Here is a 22,451-nt window from a genome sequence, read left to right as displayed (position 1 = left end):
TTTATTTTCCCGGAGGCTAATTAGGTCATGCGAATATCAGCTCTCCAAGCTTTTAGCCAAGCAGATCAATGATTATGACTGCGCACAATCTTAGATTAGAAATGGGATGAAACGCCGCGAAATGGAGGGACTATTACGAAGTAAATTTACATCGACAAAATATAGACTTACGTACGCCCTCTATAAGGCCTTCGAGTTTAAAAAACGGACCGCCTGAACTAGAAACCATCGAGTAAGTTCAGACAAATCCAGCCACTAAATCCAAAATACAATTATGGAAGAGAACATGACTAAAAAAGCACTTATTACTGGCATCACAGGACAAGATGGTGCTTACCTTGCTGAACTTTTGCTGAGCAAAGGTTATGAGGTACACGGGATAAAGCGACGCAGTTCGTTATTTAATACTGCCCGAATTGATCACCTGTTCCACGACGTACACGACAAAGGTCACCCTTTTTTCCTCCATCATGGAGACATGACTGACTCATCCAGCTTGACTCGTATCATTCAAAAAGTTCAACCAGATGAAATTTACAACCTTGCAGCACAAAGCCATGTTGCCGTTTCGTTTGAAGAACCAGAATACACCGCAAACTCTGACGCACTCGGCTCCCTGAGAATTCTGGAAGCCATTCGAATTCTTGGCCTCGAGAAAAAAACTCGCTTCTATCAAGCCTCCACCTCAGAACTTTATGGCCTGGTTCAAGAAACTCCCCAGAAAGAAACCACCCCGTTTTATCCGCGTAGCCCTTACGCGGTCGCCAAGCTCTATGCGTACTGGATTACCGTCAATTACCGTGAAGCCTATGGAATCTACGCTTGCAACGGTATTCTCTTTAACCACGAAAGCCCGATTCGCGGTGAGACTTTTGTTACTCGCAAAATCACCCGCGCACTCTCCCGCATCAAGCTTGGCCTGCAAGAGTGCCTCTATCTGGGCAATATGGACTCACTTCGAGACTGGGGACACGCCAAAGACTATGTCGAGATGCAGTGGCTGATGCTTCAACAGGAAAAACCTGAAGATTTCGTAATCGCAACCGGTGTGCAATACAGCGTACGAGACTTTGTAAACGCTGCAGCCAAAGAACTAGGTATCACCATCACTTGGAAAGGTGAAGGTGAGGATGAAAAAGGCTACAACGAAGTCGGTAAATGCATTGTAGCAGTGGATCCCCGCTACTTCCGCCCAACCGAAGTTGAAACTCTATTGGGGGATGCATCCAAAGCTAAAGAGAAACTTGGATGGACTCCGAAAATCACGTTTGAAGAGCTTGTCAAGGAAATGGTACGTGAGGATCTGAAAAGTGCTGAACGGGATGAGCTGATCAAAAAGCATGGATACACAACCTTCAGCTACAACGAATAACTCTATTTGGCAATCTACCAGATGAATAAGATGCGAATATTGTTGACGGGCGGCGGCGGGATGGTCGGGCGCAATCTCCTCGAGCACCCCTGCATTGAAGACTTTGAAGTTCTTGCTCCGCGTAGTAGCGAACTGGACTTACGTGATTTCAACGCAATTCAAAAGTATCTATCTGAGTCCAAGCCCGACTTGATCATTCATGCGGCCGGAAAAGTGGGTGGTATCCAAGTGAACATCAGAGAGCCTGTGGGGTTTCTGCTGGACAACCTTGATATGGGCAGAAACATTGTATGGGCTAGCCGTCAAGCAGGCGTAAAGCGCCTAATAAACCTAGGTAGTTCCTGCATGTACCCGCGCAATCATTCCGAGCCTCTCAGCGAAGAAATGATTTTAAAGGGCGAACTGGAACCGACTAATGAAGGCTATGCATTAGCAAAAGTTACTACAGCACGCCTTTGCGATTACATCACACGCGAAGACTCGAGCTTTCAATACAAGACTCTGATTCCTTGCAATATTTATGGTCGTTTTGACAAGTTCGACCCTGCGCACTCACACCTGCTACCCGCGATTATACATAAGATTCACACAGCGAAGATAAACAATGATTCAAATGTCGAAATATGGGGTGACGGGACTGCCCGACGTGAGTTCATGTATAGTGGAGACTTGAGCGACGCCATTATGCAGGCATTACGGAAATTCGATTCCCTGCCCCTGAACATGAACGTGGGTCTTGGGCAGGATCACTCAATCAATGAGTACTATCACGCTGTAGCTGCAGTTATGGGATACAGCGGTCAATTCGTACATGACACTACCAAGCCGGTAGGGATGGCGCGCAAACTCGTGAATATTGAGCGTCAGACACTGTGGGGTTGGAAGCCGCACCATACCCTGCAAGAGGGTATTGAAAAGACCTACAGCTATTATATGGAGCATCAACAATGAGTATTAATTTTCCGCTAGCCGCTTCTTCTTGGGAAAAAGAAGAACTCGACGCAATGCAACGCGTTATAGCCACCGGCATGTTTACAATGGGCGAAAATGTAAAAGCATTTGAACAAGACTTTGCGCAGTTTGTAGGCAGTAAACATTGTGTAATGGTTAATTCTGGCTCGTCCGCAAACCTCTTGATTATCGCCGCTCTTTTTTACACTAAAAACGCCGACTTAAAACTGCAACGCGGCGATGAAATCATTGTACCGGCCGTTTCGTGGAGTACCACTTACTACCCGCTTTACCAGTACGGCTTGAAGATTAAGTTCGTTGACATTGATCTCCAAACCTTAAACTACGACCTTGAACAGCTTAAACTCGCTGTCACCGATAAGACCCGCGCCATTATGGCCGTAAACCTTCTTGGCAATCCGAATGATTTCGCACGCATTCAAGAGATCATCGGTAAGCAGAAGATTGTCCTGATTGAAGATAACTGCGAGTCGATGGGAGCATCTTACAACGGAAAACAAGCTGGCACCTTCGGTATTATGGGTAGCTTCAGTTCCTTCTTCAGCCACCACATTTCGACGATGGAGGGAGGTCTGATCGTAACCGATGACGAAGAGCTGTATCAGATCCTGCTCTCCCTGCGAGCCCATGGCTGGACTCGAAACCTGCCTAAGCAAAACTTAGTATGCAGCGATAAGAGTGATGATTCGTTCGAAGAGTCATTTCGCTTCGTTTTACCCGGTTACAATGTTCGGCCGCTTGAACTGGAGGGCGCACTAGGTGTGGAGCAGGTAAAACGCCTGCCCACTCTAATTCAGGAGCGACGTAAGAATGGTGCTCTTCTACAAGCAGCAATGAAAGACCACCCGGAAATCATCATTCAACGAGAGATTGGCGAATCCAGTTGGTTTGGTTTCAGCTTGGTGATACGCCCGGGAAGCAAGTTGACACGCAAGTCACTTGTTGAAAAACTGAACGAACTCGGTTTTGAGTGTCGCCCTATCGTAGCTGGAAATTTCGCAAAAAATGAAGTTGTAAAGTATTTCGACTGCGAAGTTCATGGAGAACTGAAGAACGCCGAGCATATCGATAAATTTGGCCTATTCGTTGGCAATCATCATTATTCGATCTCGGAAGCTTTTCCACTGCTTAACAGTATTAAAGCCTGATTCAGCTGCAAAGCTTAAAAGCACAAAGTGCGGAAAACTTACAATGATGGCAATAACAGCAACTAATTGTAAGATTTTCCGCACCGGCTATCTGGAATCCAACTCTCCGAGCTTCAGGGCTCAAAGCGGCGTTGCTGATAGATCCAATCAACGATTTCCCCATCAGGACTATAACCACTGACTGTTTCACGTAGTAGTTGGCGGACACGAGCGTAATCGTCTTTATCTACTGCCACAAGCAGCTCGGCGAGTTTAATTTTGAGAGACTCCCAGGATAGATAATCTTCGTTGGCACTCATAATCATCGGGTGTGGCGTTGCGACGACATTGTCACCAATGAGCAGTTCTTCGTAGAGTTTTTCACCCGGCCGCAAACCCGAAAACTCAACTGAAATATCTCCATGAGGGTTTTTCTCTGAGCGAACACTCAAGCCAGAAAGGTGAATCATTTTCTCCGCCAGTTCGATAATTTTTACCGGTTCCCCCATATCCAAGACAAAAACGTCGCCCCCTTGCCCCATGGAGCCAGCCTGAATCACCAGCTGCGCTGCTTCAGGAATGGTCATAAAATAGCGCGTGATTTTAGGGTGAGTAACAGTGAGCGGGCCACCCGACTTAATTTGCTTATAAAATAATGGGATAACCGAACCTGAAGAACCGAGAACATTCCCAAAACGAACCATCGTAAAGCGAGTCTTGTTAACTCGCGAAACATTAGACTTTTCCCCGAACAAAACAGGAGCCACCTCCTGACTGAGAGCCTGCAGCGTCAACTCTGCTAATCGTTTCGTGCTGCCCATAACATTAGTTGGTCGAACAGCTTTGTCAGTAGAAATCAGAACGAAGTTCGCGACTCCCACCTGCAACGCTGCTTGAGCGGTGTTAAGCGTTCCCATTACATTATTTAATACGCCTTCTGCAATATTATGCTCAACCATGGGTACATGTTTGTACGCCGCAGCATGATAAACTGTATCAACGCGCCAAGCCCTCATGACGTCGATTAGCTTTTTCTCATTACGCACTGAACCCAAAATCGGAAGCAACCTGACGGGCAAAGAATCCCTAGCAATTCGCAACTCTAACTCTGATAAAATACTATAAAGATTGAATTCGCTATGCTCGAACAGCAATAACGTTGTTGGATTTGAATTTAGTATTTGCCGACAGAGTTCAGAGCCGATCGAACCGCCTGCACCAGTGACTAGAACAGATTTCCCTTTTATACAGTGCTCCAACAACTCGTTTTGAGCAGGCACTGCATCTCGTCCGAGTAAATCCGCAATATCAACCTCTTGAATGTCATCTACTTTTACGCGCCCACTCGCGAGATCCATAAATCCAGGAACACTGCGGACATGCAAAGGAAAGCCTTCAAGAAAGCCCAGAATCTCTCGACGGCGAGCGCGATTTGAAGACGGAATTGCAAGCAAGATTTCTTGAGCGCCAGTGACATCAATCATGCGCTGAATATGTTTTGGCTTATATACCTGCAGTCCAGAAATCACTCGATCGGAAATACTGGAGTCGTCGTCAATGAAAGCAACCGGACGCATGACACGTCCCATACGCAACGCTGCAACTAATTGGTTACCCGCAGCGCCCGCACCATATATAGCAACCCTGGGCAAACCATCCTCACGGCTGGTAAAGGGTACATGTTGTGCCGCAGCAAACCAATCACCAAGAAAGTATTGACGCATTGCCAGTCGCAGTCCACCAACCAGGATCAAACTGAGCCACCAATAGTTAAAAATGATTGAACGAGGAACTACATTTTGGTGATTACTATACCAGTAGACAACAACCCCCAGAATTAACGACGACAAACTGACAGCTTTAATAATCGCAATAAGTGCATCATTGCCAAAATAGCGCATTACTGCACGGTACATTCCAAAGCGTATAAAAAGCGGAATTGCCACGATAGGTGCGGTCAGAAACAACCAAAAATGCGTGGTAAACGGGTTAACCAGCTCGTCCAACCCCAAACGCACCAGAAAAGCCATCCATAGCGCGAACCAAACCAGCAAAATATCAGCAGCGACTTGGAGGATGCGCTTTTGCCTACGCGGTAAACTCAGCAAAAATGCTCTCATTTTGTCCATAATTTACAGCACCTTACGAAGCTCCTGTCGCTAATGCCACAGGTCATTAATTGCATTTTAACCGACCTAATGACGGTTATTTTAAAGTAATATATCTCGACCACAAAACTTAACCATCTTTACCTGCACGACATTTATAGACCAGGATGACCAAAGGCACATAAGCAATACTCACACCCAGAAGACTATTTAGTTCAAAAACAGCAATGCAGATAGCTATCGGAAACAACCAAAGCGTGTTGATAGCAGCAACAGCCCCTGTCACCGAAAGATGGTTACCAAGTTTACGTGCCGCATGCTGATAAGCATGACTTCGATGAGCCTCATACACCCGGCGCCCTTGCAAAAATCGAGAACATAGAGTGAACGTCGCATCGACTATAAAAACACCTAAAAGAACCAACCATACCCAAAGAAAAGTCGGACTTTTCCAAGCAGCATAAAGCGAGAGAACCCCCATCATTAGACCGAGAAACCCACTACCCGCATCACCCATAAAAATGCGCGCCGGTGGGAAATTCCATATGAGGAATCCAGCGACAGCCATTGCCAAGAGCAAGGGTGGCCCAATTAAACCGGGAAAGCCTGTTAGCCAGTAGATAACGCAAACCCCAACACAAGTACAGATAGCCTCAACGCTCGCGAGTCCGTCTATACCATCCATAAAGTTATATAGATTCAACAACCATACAAGATAGAAGGCAGCCACAATTACGCCGAACCACTGAAGATCAATAACTCCTCCCCAGTACCCAATCGGTGGGAGGCCCCCCAGCCAACACAATGCCCAGGCGGCGCACAGAAAATGACCGAGCAAGCGCCACCGAGCAGCGATATGACCATGATCGTCAAGAAAACCGAGTACAGCGACGCCTGTACCAGCTCCGATTATCGACCAAATCAAGGACCATTCCGATTCCCCGGTAACACCAAAGAATGGTAAGAACAGCAAAAAAATCAGGACGATCGCAACACCGCCGCCTCTAGCCGTAGGAACCGAGTGAGAACTGCGCGCGTTAGGCACATCGATGAGGCTACGACTAATCGCGTATCGACGAATACCCCCCGTCAGCAAAGCGGACAAAATGACAATAGCAGGATATAAAAGCCACATACTCATAAAAAAGACACGTCCTTGAGGCTACGGATTAATAGTTGGCATCATGATCTTAATGTTAGGAACTCGCGACCACATTTTTGTAATGCAAGCTCGGGAGACAGCGGTGGTGTCCATTCAAGGAGCGATCTGGCTTTGCTCGAGTCAATCGTGAGAGACTCACATAACTGTGTATACATACCCTGTCTGCCTATCAAACTCGCCCCCCATCGCATCAGGGCTGGCGGACAGGGTAGCAAACGGGTTTTCACGCCCATCCCGAGGGCTAGGTGGACAATTATCTCCGGAGTAGACAGAAAAATACCGTCAGAAACCAGAAATAGCTGATTAGCGGCGGATGGATGAGTGATGCATTGACGCAAAAAATGCACCAAATTTTCTAACGCTATCATGCTTCTGGAGTTTTCCACCCAAGCAAAAGGCAAAGGAAAACCGGATGATACCAATTTGAGCAGCCGCCCAAAGTTCCCAGGAGCCTCAGCCCCGTAGACGAGTGGCGGACGAACGATGACCCACTCCATTGTCGAGCCTTCGGCAACCTGACGTAATGCCTCCTCGGCCTCGAGCTTGGAAACGGCATAGTCTGCATGCGGTAAGGGAATAGAACTTTCGACAAAAGGCGTATTCATCGTTCGCGCGCCATTGACCCCAATTGAACTAATAAGGATGAAGCGCTTCACCCCCGCTTCAAGTGCCTGTCTAGCAATCGCGCTGGTTCCTGCAACATTGACTGCTCTGAACTTATCCAGTGCGTTTGCGGGTAACTCGCCCATGACATGAGCACGGCCAGCCAGATGGACAACCACATCCACCCCCTCAAGCGCAGGTGCCCAATTAACCTGTCCGGAGATATCGCCAACAACTACTACGTCAACGTTTCGCTCAGTGGCCCCCTGAGGATGACGCACTGCCGCCAATACATCAATGTCATCAGAATCTGTACATGCATGAATCAAAGCACGGCCGACGAATCCGGTAGCTCCCGTTACAAGAACACGCATATCACACCTTTACCACTTCTGAATAAACGGTAATTGTTCGCTGCAACATTAGCTCAAAAGTGAAGTCACTAGAAAACCTTGATTTACCCAAAATCCCCATCTTTGAGCGCAACTCCCGCGAGCCAATTAACGCATCTAACGCGTATACCAATCCCTCATGATCGTGCTTAGCGACCAAAATCCCTGTCTCCTGCTGCTTTACTGCCTCTGGAACACCGCCAACCCCCGATGCGATGACCGGTAGTCCAGAACGCATAGCTTCCAGTACAGTCAACGGTAGTCCTTCCCAATTTGATATAAGGCAAAAGACGTCAGATCTGGACAGCCGTTCGGATACATCAGAACAAGCGCCCGGGAAGAAAATTTTATCTGCCAAGTCGAGTTCGGCAACGAGCTGCTTTACTTTTGACATAGTGGGCCCGTCCCCGACAAACTCCATAGCCCAATCATTACGAGTCAATGAGGCCAGGGCACGAACCAGAAAAGCATGATCTTTGGGCGCATCGAACCTTGCAACCATTATAAGCCGAGTTATTTCGGATGCGACTTTTGTAGCAGAACTGTCCTCTACGGAAGGCATTCCATTATGAATGGTGACAATGAGATCCGCACTTCCCACGCCCGACCTCAGCGCCAACAAGCGATCATAATCAGAGACAGTAATAATTTTATTCGCAAGATTGGCGACAGCGCGTTCAATCCAGCGGTATAAAAACCGCCGAGACGCTGATACGCCTTCGGTAAAAGCCCAACCATGCGCGGTGAATAAACATGGAACGGACAACTTTTTTGCAACCAATCGCCCTATTATTCCGGCTTTCGATGAGTGCGCGTGAATCAAATCCGGTTTCCAGGCCGACACGATGCGCTTTAGTTCCAAATAGCAGCGAAAATCGTTGATAACGCTCAAGGGACGGACCAAATGATTCGCGGAAACACATGCAAGCCCCCGATCTTTAGCGCGCTCGATAAAGACACCCTCGCCGCCTACAACTATAATCACTTCATGCCCTGCCTCTTGGACTCCGCTGGCGAGATCAAGAAGATGAACGCTCGCCCCTCCGATAACGTCGGAACGGGTAATCACATATAAGATTCTCACCCTTCTTCCTCCACATCATAACCATGAGGATTTCGGGATTGCCAACGCCAGGAATCTTCAACCATCGCCTTCAAATCCAGAGTTGCGGCCCAACCCAGGTCCCTCTTTGCTTTAGAGGGATCAGACCAACAAGCGGACAAATCACCAGGCCTACGTCCGAGGTACTCAAACGGTATGTTCACTTGGCTAACCGTGGAAAAAGCCTTGATTACTTCAAGTACCGAATAACCTCTCCCTGTACCCAAGTTCCATAAAAAGCAACCGTTGTGTGAATCAAGATAGCTCAATGCAGCCAAGTGCCCCTTGGCTAAGTCCACTACATGGATGTAGTCCCTAATACCAGTGCCATCAGAAGTAGGATAATCATTGCCAAACACACTCACAGAGGGCCTTAGCCCCACAGCCACCTGGCTAATGTAAGGAAACAAATTGTTAGGGGCCCCCTTGGGATGCTCCCCTATCAGGCCACTTGCATGAGCACCAACGGGATTAAAGTAACGCAAAACAGCAATAGACCATCGGGAATCAGCATGAGCTAAATCAAACAAAATTTGCTCAACCATCAATTTGGAATGCCCATACGGGTTGGTGGGGGACGCAGTACGTGAATCTTCGCGAAGCGGCATCTCAAGAGAATTACCATACACTGTAGCAGAAGAGCTGAACACCAACTTATAAACACTCATTCTGGCCATAATCTGAAATAGAACAATGGACCCGAGCACATTATTATTATAGTACTTTAAAGGCTTTTCAACACTTTCACCGACCGCTTTGACGCCTGCAAAATGAATTACAAAATCAATTAAATAGGTGTTGAATATTATTGTGAGCAATTGAGCATCACAAACACTTCCATTAAAAAATACAGGACTAACACCGGTGATATTTTTAATTCGAACCAGTACTTCGCTGGAGCTATTACTGAGGTCATCTAGGACCACCACTCTATAGCCCGCCTGAAGACATTCCACAAGTGCATGAGAACCGATATAACCTGCCCCTCCAGTAACCAAAACCGTTTTCAAAATTTCACCTCACACCAAAAACTATTTTTTTGACTTAAAAAAAACTTTAAACACGGAAAAAAACACACTCACGAGCTTTTTAAAACCAGGCTCAATCAGGAATTCTCTAAAAAAATATGAAGCAACCTCCGCATAGGCTTGACGGCTTCCTTTTGATTGGAAATCTGAAATTCTGTAATCAATCATTGGAAACGATGTAAATACACACTTTACATCTGCACGCTTGGCCAACCTGATCCAAAGATCATAGTCCTCGCTCTGAAAACCACCCAGATATCCTCTTGCAGATAGGATCAGATCTCTCCTAATTACCATTGCTGGATGGATAAAAGGGTTCGAGTACGTGATTTTAGAACGCCAATCCTCCTCCCTTAGAACTCGAACACCGACCACATTACCCAAAGCATCAATGACCCGACAAGATCCAGCAACGATGTCCGTATCCAAGTCTTTTTGAATAATCTTGTAAGATTCCGCAAGCCTATCAACATGACAAATGTCATCACTGTCAAATCTGACGATATAAGTTCCAATCGCACTGTTGACGCCAAAGTTAAGATTGAAGGATAGCTGGCCTATTTCTGTTCGAAACAACACAATTCTCGGGTCTTTTATTGCGGCTACCGAATCATATAACTCATCAGTACAACGATTCAAAACGATTATAAACTCAAACGAACTGAAATTTTGTGCTAGAACACTTTCAATGGCCTGATTAAGATAACCATCATCACGATTACAACACATGAGTACACTGAAAAACGGCGTCTGAGCATCCTCTACCTCAACCATTTCAGCTACGCCCATAATTATCTGAAAATCGGATAATGTCATCCTCCCCCAGGTAAGAGCCTGACTGCACTTCAATAAGCTCTAGCGGTATTACACCTGGATTTTCGAGCGCGTGGACCCCGCCTATTGGGATATAGGTAGATTGGTTTTCAGTGACAAGATAGGTTTTTTCCCCGTTAGTAACTTTTGCAGTGCCACTAACGACAATCCAATGTTCAGCGCGATGGTGGTGCATTTGTACAGACAGCTTATGTCCTGGCTTCACTGTAATTCTTTTAACTTGGTAGCGCTGCCCACTATCAATAGCATCGTACATACCCCAAGGCCTGTAAACCTCACGATGTGATATATGCTCTCTCCTTGCATCTGCCTTTAGTTTCTCAACTACTCTTTTTACGTCCTGAACATGATCCTTGTGAGCTACAAGTACAGCGTCCTTGGTTTCAACGACAATCAGATCATTGACGCCAACCGTAGAAACCAGACGACTCTCTGAATAGACGTAACTATTTGACGTATCTATCGAAATCACATCACCTTCTAGCAAGTTTCCATCTTCGGAACGGCTACCCGCCTCCCACAACGCGGTCCACGAACCAATATCACTCCAATTGGCATCAAGTGGCACCATGACAGCTTGAAGGGTTTTCTCCATCACAGCGTAGTCGATCGAGTTATCAGGGCACCGCAAAAATGCATCCCGGTCGACCCGAGTGAAATGCATGTCCTGTTGCCCTTTGGCCAACGCCTCGCGACAACAGGAGACAATTTCGGGCTCAAAGGTCTGTAGCTCCTCCAAGTAACGACTTGCCCTAAACATGAACATTCCGCTATTCCAGAAATAATCGCCGCCAGCAAGGTAAAGCTGCGCAGTCTCGGTATCTGGCTTCTCAACAAAGCGTGTAACTTCAAACCCTCCTTTTCCGACTGAAGCACCCTGCCGCAGATAACCGTAACCTGTTTCTGGCCTTGTGGGCGTGATACCAAAGGAAACGAGTTTACCCGCCCCTGCAAGTTCCGCCGCAATACGTATTGCGTCTTGGAAGGCTTCGGTATCCTGAATCAGATGATCCGCAGCCAACACCAACAACAGAGGGTCATCGCCTCCGGCGGTCGCTTGAAGAGCCGCCAAGGCAATGGCGGGAGCCGTATTACGGCCCATTGGTTCCAACAGAATATTGATATCTTCAAGACCAAGCTGGCGTAACTGCTCCGCAGCTAAAAACCGATGCTCCTCATTGCAAATCAACTGCGGTGAGGCATGAGTCAAACCTTCCAAGCGATGAATTGTGGCTTGCAGCATCGAAAATTGGGTGTCTACCAGCGGAAGAAACTGTTTTGGGTGAAGCTGACGAGACAATGGCCACAAGCGAGTCCCCGAACCACCTGCCATAATAATTGGAACAAACATTGATATCGTCCTTTGATTGCCTACCAGAAGGCGTAATGACACCACATACGAACCCGAACGGCATGGCGAGTTGGGAAGCAATAGGGCAAATGCCCATTGTCACTCATCAGCACATTTTTTTGAACGTACAAAATTGAGGCAGAGACTACGAGTTACCCATTATGCGAGTATACCGGCGATTTTCAAGCCAGAGTTCTGACTCTCATGACTTGGCAATCACTCAGTAAAGCATACCTTACGGGCGTTACTCACTCAAAATATAACTCCAGCCAATCAGCTGATTACTCATTTCGCTCTGGAATGGGAGATTCACGCGAGGCAAGTAAACAACCGGGTTGTTGCTGAGACTTAAAAATGCAGCCCACCAAGCGAACGTGCTAGTGCCTACTATATAATCTTTACAACAAATCAAGCTCAAAAAATCCGCGATCGCAGGCTTCACTTCATTTCCAAGAAGCCCACAGATTTCAAAATCTTGTCCCTTGAAGACCTCTTTACACCACTCCCTATCATCCGTGAATATCACGAAACGACGACCTTTGAAACTCTTGATTGCTTTTAAATAATAATCCTCGCCCATGACTTTATGACGAGGATCTGTTGATAGTAAAAAATCGCCTCGACGAACATGAACACCAACGCTGCCGGAGTAGAGCTCTCTGCCCTTTGCCAACAATACAGAGTTTTTCTGAAGAATCAGCGACTTCAGCTCATCCCTGAAATAAAGAGCGCTTTGGACATACTGAAAGTAACCAAAATGAAATTTCGAATTTATCGCCTGGCAGGCTTGATCAAAGTTGGTATCCGCATCGTAATCATAAAAAAGATGATTACCTAATCGTCTAATATTCAACTTTCTAATTATGAGTCGAATAACCTTTGCAAAAATATTATCCTCAAAAAAAATACAACTTTCCGATGACTGATCATGATCAAAATCAATCAGATCCGACAGACGGATACCTCCATGAATCCCCTTACTGAGCAGTCTCTTACTATTACACGCAACCTTAGAACTAGACACAGACTCGATGTACCTGGCCCACGCCAGCTGAAACAGTTGATTTCCCAATCCGCCTTGGAGCATAACGCTAACATGCATATTCATTTGAAAACCCTACGATATCTTTTTATATAAGTCATTACTATAGCCATGACCATCAGCACCATTGAAACTTGCAAGAACTTAAATAAAAACTCATACATGCTTGAGCGCGAAAAATACACGAGATTTGGTAAGACCGAGAGAATCAAAAAAATAACGCCGCCATGGTTCCCACAGGCAGATCTATTGTCTTTATAAAAAGCAACCGCTCCATCTAACGTACGCACCAAACATCCAAAAAGAAGACACCAAAATATATAAAAAACCCATCCCTGATAGTAGGCTTCAGCAAAGAAACTTGTAGAAAAACCACCACTGACAAAGTTTATATGACGAGCCTGATCAACACAGATACCAAAAGCTTCATTCGTCGAGTTCAAACATTCACGCACCGCGTTACCAAAATTAACAGCGCCATATAAAACCTCGAAAGAAGCACCTTGCCCATGCAATGTTTGAGATATCTTATCTACCACTCCAGTAGCGACCTCAAAACCCAATCTATACTCGAGCAATATATTTGCAAAAATCAATGAGCCAAGCCCTAACGCCACTAGAAATATGTAATTGATCCGCCGCTCCAACCCGTATACAAAAACAAACAAAAATAAATAGACAAAAAAATAGCCGCGAAGGCCGATCATTAAAAAGCCTACTGCAAAAAATACCCATATGAACGAAATAATTAAAAGTCGATTAGAGTTTTTTCCAAAAATACCCCATAACAACAAAATATTTTTCGCAATAAAAAATGTTAATATGTGCGCATGAAACTCAGGATTTTCCAATGCTGCGAAATAATCGCCGACCATATACTTGCTAGCTAAAACATAAGACTTGCCCAAAAAGTACATACCACTGCACGACGCAAGAAAAATTATAAAACCACTTGTGAGGCGAGACAAAGTAAACACCGGAAATTCTACCAATGCCCTGGATAGCCTTGAAGTAAGCCTTGAGCTAAAGAAGTGGCCTGAAAATATAAATATACATCCCATCGCCAGGATAACGACAGATTTTCGAACTGAGCTTTCGCCCAGCACTATTCCCGCTTCAACAATGTCTTTATCAAAAATTAATGTCAAAAACGGACGTGCCCACATGAAAAAAAATATCGAAATAGATACCAGCGATGTAATATTTAAAGGGTTCTTGTAAGCCCCCTGAAAACAGAAAAAAACCAAAAGAGCAGTAGTAGAAACCAAAAATATATTAAATAGGAAAGCCTCGACACCACCAGTCTCCTCACTTATCGACAGAGCCACCAAGACAGTCAGTACAAAATTGAACAGCAAAAGAAAACCAAATGCGAGTTCATTCCGCTTGACAATAATCATTAAGCCCGCCTCAAAATAATCTTGGTGGCCGCCTTGATTTTTTTAAGCATAAAAAGCTCAAAAGACTTTACATATAACATATACGAGGGCAGACTTTTTCTCGCCACGACATCTAGTTTTTCAAATACTAGTTCAGCATCAAAAAACTTCGAATATTCGTAGGCAGCATCTGAAAGCTCACTGGCGCTGTTAATAAATTTATCGAGTAAAATATTCATCTGACTTGATGGTTGTACCGGCCTGATGCCTGCGTAACTAAGTTCTCCCAGAGAGTAACCTTTAGACTCTGAAACCCACCTATATGAAGGCATCTGTAAATCATCTCTGCGAGCTCTAGGAGGAACTACTATAGTGGGAATTTTATTTTTGGCCGATTCTAATGACGACGTTCCCATCGCAAACATCAAGTCGATATTTTCTCTAATAAATCCACTGAGCTTTGCTTTATCAATGAAGGGAATAAGGTGATATTCAATACTTAAATCAGTAGAAACGAGCTCCTTCAAAGCCTCAATAGCATCACCATTTCCGACGATATAAAAAACAATTTTTCCGTAGCGCTTTAATATCTCTTCTTGAAGCGCACGAATATCAAGTATGACTCGCTCCAAAGCATAGAATTTGAAATCCATATCAACGCGACCAACCCACCCTAGCCGAAGAATATTCGTTGGAGCGCTATATTCAAAATATTCAGAAGGACTTTTATCTATGACAATCGGGCAAATCAAATCTTCTAACTTCTGATCAAAACTCAAGCCGCCAATATCAGCAAACGCCCCAACCTCGTCAGTAAAAGCTATAGATTTGCTATTAAGAAACGTAGCTAACCCGCGCTGGGATCTTGCCTTCAGCGCCCTTATGACTTTGGCTTTGAGGTTGTTGGAGGTAATGTGCTGGGAGTACTCCTCATCAGCAATGGACACGTATGCGCCGCGAAATGCTGCATACCCCATACACCATATGCAGACATGCTTAAACTTTACAGATGATACTGAAAAAAGCCAAAGCCGGCTGACCTCGGAGGTTGGAAGAAATACAATATCGTATTCCTTCAGACCCGGCCTTTCAGCCGGCGTGATGATATCAACGTAGCAATGGTTTAATTTCAGCCAACTACTGAGGCGCGCAAGAAGAAAATCCGTCCCACCAAAACGCCCCTGAGTTAAAATCAATACTGTCGTCTTCACCACAACGCTTTACTCCGACGCTTTTTAAAATAGTTTGAACTAGACTAGTAGCTAATTTTTATTTTCCGTAAAACCCTGTCGATCAACTAATTTACGCCATATAAAAAAAGCCATAACCAGCCAATAAAGAAAGTAGTTCACAGCATGTGCTATTGCGACCCCTTGAAATCCATATATCTTGGTAAAGCCCCATGTAAATGCTACAAAACCAGCTGCAAAAATCACTTCCGAGCAAATAAATAGTTTCATCATGGCTTTACCCAACATAAGATAAGCCAAAACCCACCCCCCTATCTTCAAGGTATCGCCAAGCATTTGCCAGGCAAACAGTTCACGCATAGGTGAAAAATCCCCGGTGAACAATGTAACAATGATAAAGTCTCTCATCAGGTAAATAATCAATGCACTAACAATAGCAATTGGCAAAATGACTCGATACCCTTGTACTATTTCACTCCTGATTTCATTTGCGCCTTTAAGCTCAGACAATCGGGGCAGGTAATACACACTCAATGTGGTTGTCACGAGCATTAAGTACGCAGCACTTAAACGCCACATTGCCTCCCAATAACCAGCCGCCTGCAAACCAAACGTTTCGCCAAGGTAATCACGAACCAGTATATGGCTTACGGGAACACAGGCCGCCGACGTAAACGCCATCAACGCATATTTACTCAAGTTTAGGGCAACGGCAGCGTCAATACCGGAGAAGAAATATGAAACTCTAAACCAAGGAGCTCTATAGCACAGCGCCAGCGTAACAACGAAAGCAAAAGATTGATAAACTGCAAGGGCAATCAAAGCTCCATATAGGCCAAAGTTCATAGCCATGAATGCGGTGATTACAAGTGAAAAAATACTTCCAGCTATATTAGCGAGCACATAGGTTGCTATTTCTTTCCGCCCATTTAGGACAGCCAACAATAGTGCGTTAAACGAAAAAAACACAAGCGAGACCGCAAAGCATATGAATACTCCGCCATACCCCTCGCTGCTCAAAAACCAACTCGACAGTGTTTTGTTACAAAAAATGATGATAAACGCGCTCAGCAAAGACCCTATTAGCGCTATTGTCCCTGCGGTCCCCCATACTTTGCGCTGCGATATGTGATCCCCGACATACTCCGCAGTATATTTTGTGACGCCAGTATTTACTGCACCACTTGCAAATGTCGTGATCATTTGGATAGCGTTCTGAAATTGCCCAAGCGCTGCATATCCACCTGGGCCAACATAGATAGCAAGAACCTTGTTGACCCCCAAAAGTGTCAGCATTTTTATAGCAACGGCAATGCTATTCAACAAGCCTGTGCGTATTAATGTCATTAGATGCTGCCGACCCGAAAGCTGTTACAGGCCGACACAACTTTCCACGCCTCTTCCAAGGTTAAAGTAGGGCCAAGTGGGAGGCTCAAAACTTCATCATGGATCAACTCTGTAATGGGCAATGATAATCCTGACATATGGGTATATGCTTTTTGCTTATGAATCGGAATTGGGTAATGAATGAGTGTTTGAACTCCGTTATCTTGAAGATGTTTTTGTAGTTCATCGCGATGGGCGGTTCGAATGACGAATAAATGCCAGACGTGCTCTGCAAATTCCTGCACGCATTTATCTACTGGCAATGGTAAAATTAGGTTTGGGTTTTTGATACCTTGTAAATATACGTCTACAATCTCACGTCTCCGTGCTGTCTGCGCATCCAGATATTTTAGCTTCACAGACAGCACCGCTGCCTGTAGTTCATCTAAACGACTATTTACCCCTCGATATATATTCTGATATTTTTCATGAGATCCGTAATTACGAAGAGCACGCAACACTTGAACCAGTTCTTCATCGTTCGTTGTAATGGCCCCTGCATCTCCAAGGGCTCCTAAGTTTTTTCCTGGGTAAAAACTAAAACCTGAAGCATCCCCCCAAGCCCCCGCCTTCTTCCCCTGGTGAGTTGCCCCGTGAGATTGCGCGGAATCCTCAAGCACCAATAACCCATGTTTCTTTGCGACTGTAAGCAAAGCTGGCATATCTGTAAGTAACCCATAAAGATGTACAGGTAGCAAAACCTTTGTTCTCAGGGTAATCGCGCTCTCAATATTGCTTACATTTAAATTGTATGTCGCAGGGTCTGGTTCAACCAAAACTGGGACGAGACCGTTTTCAGTAATAGCGAGAACACTTGCTATGTAAGTGTTTGCCGGAACAATTACTTCATCACCATCCCTAAGGCGACCCAGTTCTTTCCAGGCCCGTAACGTCAGGCTTAATGCGTCTAAACCGTTAGCTACTCCAACACAAAATTTAACGCCGCAATATACCGCGAACTCTTGCTCAAAGCGTTGCAACTCAACCCCACCGATATACCAGCCAGAGTCAATTACGCGGGCGCATGCCTCCAGTAACTCACTCCGCATATCGTGATTAATTGTTTTCAGATCTAGAAACTTGATCATACCGTTAGATACCGAATTATTTTAGCTGGATTACCGACTACCACGGAGAAATCAGGCACGTCTTTCGTCACAACGGCGCCTGCACCGACCATAGCGGAACGCCCAATAGTAACGCCAGGCAAGATAGTTGCATTAGCACCGATGCTTGCACCAACCTTCACCGTAATACCTACAAATTTCCCCGGGTAAACTTTCGAACGAGGCATCGAATCATTAGTAAAAGTTGCGTTAGGTCCGATAAACACATTATCTTCAATGCGAGTGCCATCCCACAAAAAGACACCAGACTTCAGAGTCACGTTATCACCAATGACTACATCTCCTTCAACTAGCGTATGCGCGCAAAGGTTGCAACCTTTACCAATCTTCGCGCCCTCAAGCACAACACAAAACTGCCAAACACGTGTACCCACGCCTATATCACTACTTTTTACATCTGCAAGCTCATGTATTTTAGGCATAACTTACAAGACCTATAAACTCTGAATAATCTCGAATATAGTCCTGCTCATTATAATAATCACTGGCCAGGACTAAAAGAACGCAATCTGATGAGAAATCATGCATTTCATGCCATATCATTTTATCGATAAATATTGCCTTACTTGAGCTATTTAATAGAACTTGCTCGCTGGTTATGCCATTATTCATCAACATACGACACTGACCCGAAACACAGATTGCTGCTTGCTGTAACTCTCGATGAGCGTGAAAACCGCGAGATACCCCTGGGCGTGTTCCCATCAGAAAATAAACGCGTTTAATGTCAAACGGCACATTTTTTTGCGCTTCTAAAACTACCAGCTGCCCACGCTCATCGCCTAGAACTTGTAAGTCGACCAAGTCTACCAAACTCATTTAGATCCCTCTCAAAGCAGCTTTCATGTCAATTCGCCAGCACGATGCCAGATCGTAGGGAAATATTTATTATTAGACCACGAAAAACCCCACATGCCAAAAAACCAATGTTCTTTTGCAGCGATGAGTGGGTCGGCTCAAAACAATTCCTTGCCGCTGCCCTCTGTCGATTTACCAGTAGTCGCGTCGCTGAGGACACGTGGCGAGTACCGCAGCTCTTGGTGCTGGGGAGCCAGCCCTTCCAGTAGAGAGGTTCCGCTCAGTTTGTATCGACCTCTGTGAAGGGCATCATCGCTTAACTAGCTAAAGGTAGTCACCTAGTCCATACGATGACTTCGGCTATTCAAAGCCGTGGACAAAGCATTTGCTTGAGTCCCGATCATCAAACGACAGCTGCTGCAAGCTCTACTTAGGGTGGGGGAACGCCCCCCCCCTTCGCCCAACCGGAGATGAATGTAAAACTGGCTGACTTTCGGAATTGCTAACACTGACCACTGGATCTGCTCTTGACCAAAACGATCAGGAGGCAATCTCAGCCACAATACCCTTGAAGTCCTGTACCAAGCTCATCATTGTACCTTTTCGTAGTTTTGGCTGAACGCCCGCGGAACGGCAACTGCTGCGCCAGGCAAAATTTGTAATTCTTTTTCGACAAGACGCCTCGAAATTAGAGTGTAAATAAAAGCAGCGATTACTCCAAGGATCACTCCGAGAAGAAGTCCTGAAGCAACGATGATGGTTTTATCTGGAGAAACTGGACCTAAAGGCTCCAACGCCTCCTTATCTAAAACCACCAATTTCAAAAAGTCCATATTGACGTTCAGATTCCGCAGTCGCGCAGCTTCTGCTCTAAGTGGCTCAACACCATCGAGAAAAAGATCTTCATTCTGACGGCTGTTTAGCATTTCAATTTGACGATTGAACTGAAGCAATTGAAGCTCTCTGGCAATCTGAGCAACACGCCCTTCGCTAAAGTCATCGGACTTGCGTCGCAACAGCACTTGCCGTTCTGCCTCCAGAGCCTCAACCCCCATAAAGTATAGCGGGGTTTGCTGACTATTAATTTCTGTTCGCATGACACTCGATGCCGTATTACGCCGAGACTCCTCCATAGAGGAAGGTGTCGTAGGCCTTAGGATGTTCAAAGACTTGGCGATACCAATCGCCTCAGCAAGCTGTTCTATGCGATCATTCCGACGGGTCTTGAGTTCAGCCCTTAGCGCCTTCAGCTCATCCTGAAGCTGAGCTTTTTTCAGGAAGTCCGACTCCGATAGCGAAGCAATTTCTGCCTCCTTTCTCCCTGCATAACTGGATCGTGCGGCAGCCAATCTTCCATCCAATTCGCCTAGACGGTTCCTTACAATCACACCTAGATCTGCGGCTACCTGACCACGCGCACTTGATATAGCATAATTAACAAAGCCATTGAGAATAGCCACTCCATCAACCCCCTCGGGGTAACTCATTTCAACTTTTATATAAGAACTTATAATATCTTTCTTACTTGAATCCGGAAAAACAATCACGAATGAATTTCGATTAAACTCTTCAAAACTTTGCTCCAACGTCCGCCCTGGTTTTTCGAATGATTGAAATATGTTTTGATTGGCACGAAAGAAGCTGAGCCGGGTGTCATAAGATTCCAGAGCAGCACCAACTTTAGTCAGAGCGTCCTTTGGCGAAAGCTCATAAATTTTTGATCGATTTAAAGCATCAAGTTCATTAATGGCAGCAGGGCGCAGGATACTAGATACCTTATATTCAGGAGTGATCGTGAAGGCATAGACACCCGAAAGCAATGTCACGATCAACGCTACTGTGCAGACTATAAACTTCTGCCGCCATACAGACAGGAAAATGGCGTATAGGTCAATTTCATCCGCAGGGGGAGTTGGGGGGGTACGAAAATTACTACTCACAACAAAAACCTGCCTTCAAAGAGAAACTGCGGGCTCGTTATGCAGACTATTTCATGTGTTTTTTATTTTAGTTATATGACCGCCAAAACCCAGCGTCTCTGCCAAATTTTGAGCGCACAAAATGCCCGTTATCGAGAACAGATTTCATTTTGCCATCTCGCTGACATATTACAAGTCTTGACAGAGCCGTCAGATTTTTCCCAAACAGGCACGTCAACCCGCCAGAGGCCATGTCTGAAAAATCTGAAAGCGCAAAGGAAATTCCGAATTGTCGAGTTAAACTCAATGAATCCGGGGATGGGAACTACTCGAGGATGACCGCATCATTACAGGAAAAAGGCGAAACCCATGCGCCATATCAAGGCAGTTTTCTGACGAACGGCTGCTAAACGTGCGCTCACGCGGCTTAAAGAGAGAGAGCCCCCTAGGCGCGCCCTGCTGGGACCGACCCATGACGCCTAGTGCGCACCAGCACACCTAACAACGGCCCTATCAGCATACCGAGAATCAACGCCACGATCACAAATACCGACACCGGCAGCGGCCCAGTCGCCATCCCTAGGAATGAGAGAGACACGCCCTGCTGATTCTCCAGCACAAACGCCAACACCACTAGCGAAACCACCAGCACCGTCAGCACCACAACAACGCGTTTAACTCCGCGCATAACCTTCTCCTACCCCAAAAACACTCAGACGCCTTCTTCCTCTTCTTCGTTCACCCGATCGCGCAATTCCTTGCCCGGCTTGAAGTGAGGTACAAACTTACCATCCAGGCTGACGGACTGGCCGGTTTTAGGATTACGGCCTACACGAGGCGCACGATAGTGCAAAGAGAAACTGCCAAACCCACGGATCTCAATCCGATCCCCGGTCGCCAGGCACTGGGACATTTGCTCAAGCATGGTCTTGATAGCCAGCTCGACATCCTTGGATGAGAGCAGCCCTTGATGGGTGACAATTCGTTCGATCAACTCCGACTTCGTCATATTTTTCCCTTCTTTTTCAAGCAGCTAGGAAAAGCGCTTCGAAGGTTTTAGCATGACTTGATGAATTTGAACAGCCCACCGAACAACTTATCCGCAGGATAGATGGCAACCGGCTATAGGCGTATTCCGACCTCAATTACAGATGACCAGCATAGTGCGGGTTACAGCGCCGGCAGGGTTCCAACCGAACAGATAGTCACCCTCTTCGTCGCTGGCATCGCTGGATCGGGTGATGACCTTGTAGCCCTGCATCTTGCACTCTCGAGCCGCGCGTTTTTCGCACTTGCTCCAGCTGTTGCCGAGGCCAGAGCAATCGACCTCGATACCACTGACCCCGCGCTTGGCGTGGGTCTTGGCGCTGGTGGCAGAACAACCAGCAAGCATTACCAATGCGAGTACTACGACAAGCCTGTTCATTCAAATCCTTACTGAAGCCCCAACACAAGAACCGCTTTTAACTTAAGACTATAGTCAGTTCTGACACTGGGCTATACGCCTTGGTTCTCGGTGTTGATTCAACGAATTTCAGGCACAAAAAAGGGCGACCGAA

General features: G+C 45.8%; 21 protein-coding genes. 3 read left to right on the top strand and 18 right to left on the bottom strand.

Annotation, left to right across the window (positions count from 1 at the left end):
* The first annotated feature begins 286 nt into the window (after nucleotides 1–286).
* Genes gmd through K5K89_RS09425 form a run of 3 tightly spaced genes read left to right on the top strand, consistent with a single transcriptional unit; the run spans nucleotide 287 to nucleotide 3,492 of the window.
* Complete coding sequence (gmd, locus tag K5K89_RS09435) at nucleotides 287–1,372, top strand: GDP-mannose 4,6-dehydratase (protein ID WP_092247601.1); 1,086 nt, start codon at nucleotides 287–289, stop codon at nucleotides 1,370–1,372.
* Between the two features lie 6 nt (nucleotides 1,373–1,378).
* Nucleotides 1,379–2,323: a GDP-L-fucose synthase family protein gene (locus K5K89_RS09430; protein WP_218189507.1), complete on the top strand. Its 945-nt coding sequence runs from the start codon at nucleotides 1,379–1,381 to the stop codon at nucleotides 2,321–2,323.
* The gene (locus K5K89_RS09425; protein ID WP_092247598.1) at nucleotides 2,320–3,492 is read left to right on the top strand and encodes a DegT/DnrJ/EryC1/StrS family aminotransferase; all 1,173 of its coding nucleotides are present in this window, start codon (nucleotides 2,320–2,322) and stop codon (nucleotides 3,490–3,492) included. Before K5K89_RS09430 ends, K5K89_RS09425 begins: the two co-directional genes overlap by 4 nt.
* Before the next feature lie 113 nt (nucleotides 3,493–3,605).
* On the opposite strand, the gene K5K89_RS09420 is transcribed toward K5K89_RS09425, so the two are convergent.
* From K5K89_RS09420 to K5K89_RS09335, 18 genes are all read right to left on the bottom strand, one after another.
* Nucleotides 3,606–5,600, bottom strand: coding sequence for a polysaccharide biosynthesis protein (locus tag K5K89_RS09420; protein ID WP_092247595.1), 1,995 nt, complete (start codon nucleotides 5,598–5,600; stop codon nucleotides 3,606–3,608).
* Between the two features lie 109 nt (nucleotides 5,601–5,709).
* Nucleotides 5,710–6,720 carry an MraY family glycosyltransferase gene (locus K5K89_RS09415; RefSeq protein ID WP_222541281.1) on the bottom strand — a complete coding sequence of 337 codons (1,011 nt, stop codon included), beginning with the start codon at nucleotides 6,718–6,720 and terminating at the stop codon, nucleotides 5,710–5,712.
* 41 nt (nucleotides 6,721–6,761) lie between these two features.
* A complete protein-coding gene (locus tag K5K89_RS09410; protein WP_092247589.1) occupies nucleotides 6,762–7,718 on the bottom strand; it encodes an NAD-dependent epimerase/dehydratase family protein in 957 nt (318 codons plus the stop codon).
* A 1-nt stretch (nucleotide 7,719) separates the two neighbouring features.
* Nucleotides 7,720–8,805, bottom strand: a complete 1,086-nt coding sequence (locus tag K5K89_RS09405) for a glycosyltransferase family 4 protein (protein WP_256575323.1) — start codon at nucleotides 8,803–8,805, stop codon at nucleotides 7,720–7,722.
* A gap of 11 nt (nucleotides 8,806–8,816) precedes the next feature.
* Nucleotides 8,817–9,851, bottom strand: a complete 1,035-nt coding sequence (gene galE / locus K5K89_RS09400) for a UDP-glucose 4-epimerase GalE (RefSeq protein ID WP_261401111.1) — start codon at nucleotides 9,849–9,851, stop codon at nucleotides 8,817–8,819.
* Between the two features lie 18 nt (nucleotides 9,852–9,869).
* Nucleotides 9,870–10,682 (bottom strand): glycosyltransferase, encoded by an 813-nt coding sequence (locus tag K5K89_RS09395; RefSeq protein WP_092247580.1) that lies wholly within the window; start codon nucleotides 10,680–10,682, stop codon nucleotides 9,870–9,872.
* On the bottom strand, nucleotides 10,642–12,051 hold the full coding sequence (locus K5K89_RS09390; RefSeq protein WP_092247578.1) for a mannose-1-phosphate guanylyltransferase/mannose-6-phosphate isomerase: 1,410 nt from the start codon (nucleotides 12,049–12,051) through the stop codon (nucleotides 10,642–10,644). Before K5K89_RS09390 ends, K5K89_RS09395 begins: the two co-directional genes overlap by 41 nt.
* 244 nt (nucleotides 12,052–12,295) lie before the next feature.
* Entirely contained in the window at nucleotides 12,296–13,159 is an 864-nt protein-coding gene (locus tag K5K89_RS09385) for an alpha-1,2-fucosyltransferase (RefSeq protein ID WP_222541280.1), read from the bottom strand.
* Complete coding sequence (locus K5K89_RS09380) at nucleotides 13,156–14,493, bottom strand: hypothetical protein (protein ID WP_222541279.1); 1,338 nt, start codon at nucleotides 14,491–14,493, stop codon at nucleotides 13,156–13,158. The genes K5K89_RS09385 and K5K89_RS09380 overlap by 4 nt, the downstream gene beginning before the upstream one ends.
* Nucleotides 14,493–15,683, bottom strand: coding sequence for a hypothetical protein (locus K5K89_RS09375; RefSeq protein ID WP_139212924.1), 1,191 nt, complete (start codon nucleotides 15,681–15,683; stop codon nucleotides 14,493–14,495). Before K5K89_RS09375 ends, K5K89_RS09380 begins: the two co-directional genes overlap by 1 nt.
* A gap of 51 nt (nucleotides 15,684–15,734) precedes the next feature.
* Nucleotides 15,735–17,009 carry an O-antigen translocase gene (locus K5K89_RS09370; protein ID WP_092247566.1) on the bottom strand — a complete coding sequence of 425 codons (1,275 nt, stop codon included), beginning with the start codon at nucleotides 17,007–17,009 and terminating at the stop codon, nucleotides 15,735–15,737.
* Entirely contained in the window at nucleotides 17,009–18,136 is a 1,128-nt protein-coding gene (locus K5K89_RS09365) for a DegT/DnrJ/EryC1/StrS family aminotransferase (protein ID WP_222541278.1), read from the bottom strand. The genes K5K89_RS09370 and K5K89_RS09365 overlap by 1 nt, the downstream gene beginning before the upstream one ends.
* Nucleotides 18,133–18,597 (bottom strand): acyltransferase, encoded by a 465-nt coding sequence (locus tag K5K89_RS09360; protein WP_093527386.1) that lies wholly within the window; start codon nucleotides 18,595–18,597, stop codon nucleotides 18,133–18,135. Before K5K89_RS09360 ends, K5K89_RS09365 begins: the two co-directional genes overlap by 4 nt.
* Nucleotides 18,590–18,994 carry a sugar 3,4-ketoisomerase gene (locus tag K5K89_RS09355; protein WP_093527388.1) on the bottom strand — a complete coding sequence of 135 codons (405 nt, stop codon included), beginning with the start codon at nucleotides 18,992–18,994 and terminating at the stop codon, nucleotides 18,590–18,592. The genes K5K89_RS09360 and K5K89_RS09355 overlap by 8 nt, the downstream gene beginning before the upstream one ends.
* 569 nt (nucleotides 18,995–19,563) lie before the next feature.
* Nucleotides 19,564–20,913 carry a Wzz/FepE/Etk N-terminal domain-containing protein gene (locus K5K89_RS09350; RefSeq protein ID WP_093527390.1) on the bottom strand — a complete coding sequence of 450 codons (1,350 nt, stop codon included), beginning with the start codon at nucleotides 20,911–20,913 and terminating at the stop codon, nucleotides 19,564–19,566.
* A 424-nt stretch (nucleotides 20,914–21,337) separates the two neighbouring features.
* Nucleotides 21,338–21,580 (bottom strand): lipopolysaccharide assembly protein LapA domain-containing protein, encoded by a 243-nt coding sequence (locus tag K5K89_RS09345; RefSeq protein WP_093126506.1) that lies wholly within the window; start codon nucleotides 21,578–21,580, stop codon nucleotides 21,338–21,340.
* A 24-nt stretch (nucleotides 21,581–21,604) separates the two neighbouring features.
* Complete coding sequence (ihfB, locus tag K5K89_RS09340) at nucleotides 21,605–21,901, bottom strand: integration host factor subunit beta (protein WP_003189779.1); 297 nt, start codon at nucleotides 21,899–21,901, stop codon at nucleotides 21,605–21,607.
* 132 nt (nucleotides 21,902–22,033) lie between these two features.
* The gene (locus K5K89_RS09335; protein WP_222541277.1) at nucleotides 22,034–22,318 is read right to left on the bottom strand and encodes a hypothetical protein; all 285 of its coding nucleotides are present in this window, start codon (nucleotides 22,316–22,318) and stop codon (nucleotides 22,034–22,036) included.
* Nucleotides 22,319–22,451: the final 133 nt, after the last annotated feature.

The organism is Pseudomonas sp. DR208 (assembly GCF_019823005.1).
GTDB classification, from domain to species: Bacteria; Pseudomonadota; Gammaproteobacteria; order Pseudomonadales; family Pseudomonadaceae; genus Aquipseudomonas; species Aquipseudomonas extremorientalis.
This window is presented reverse-complemented; position numbering and strand designations above follow the sequence as displayed.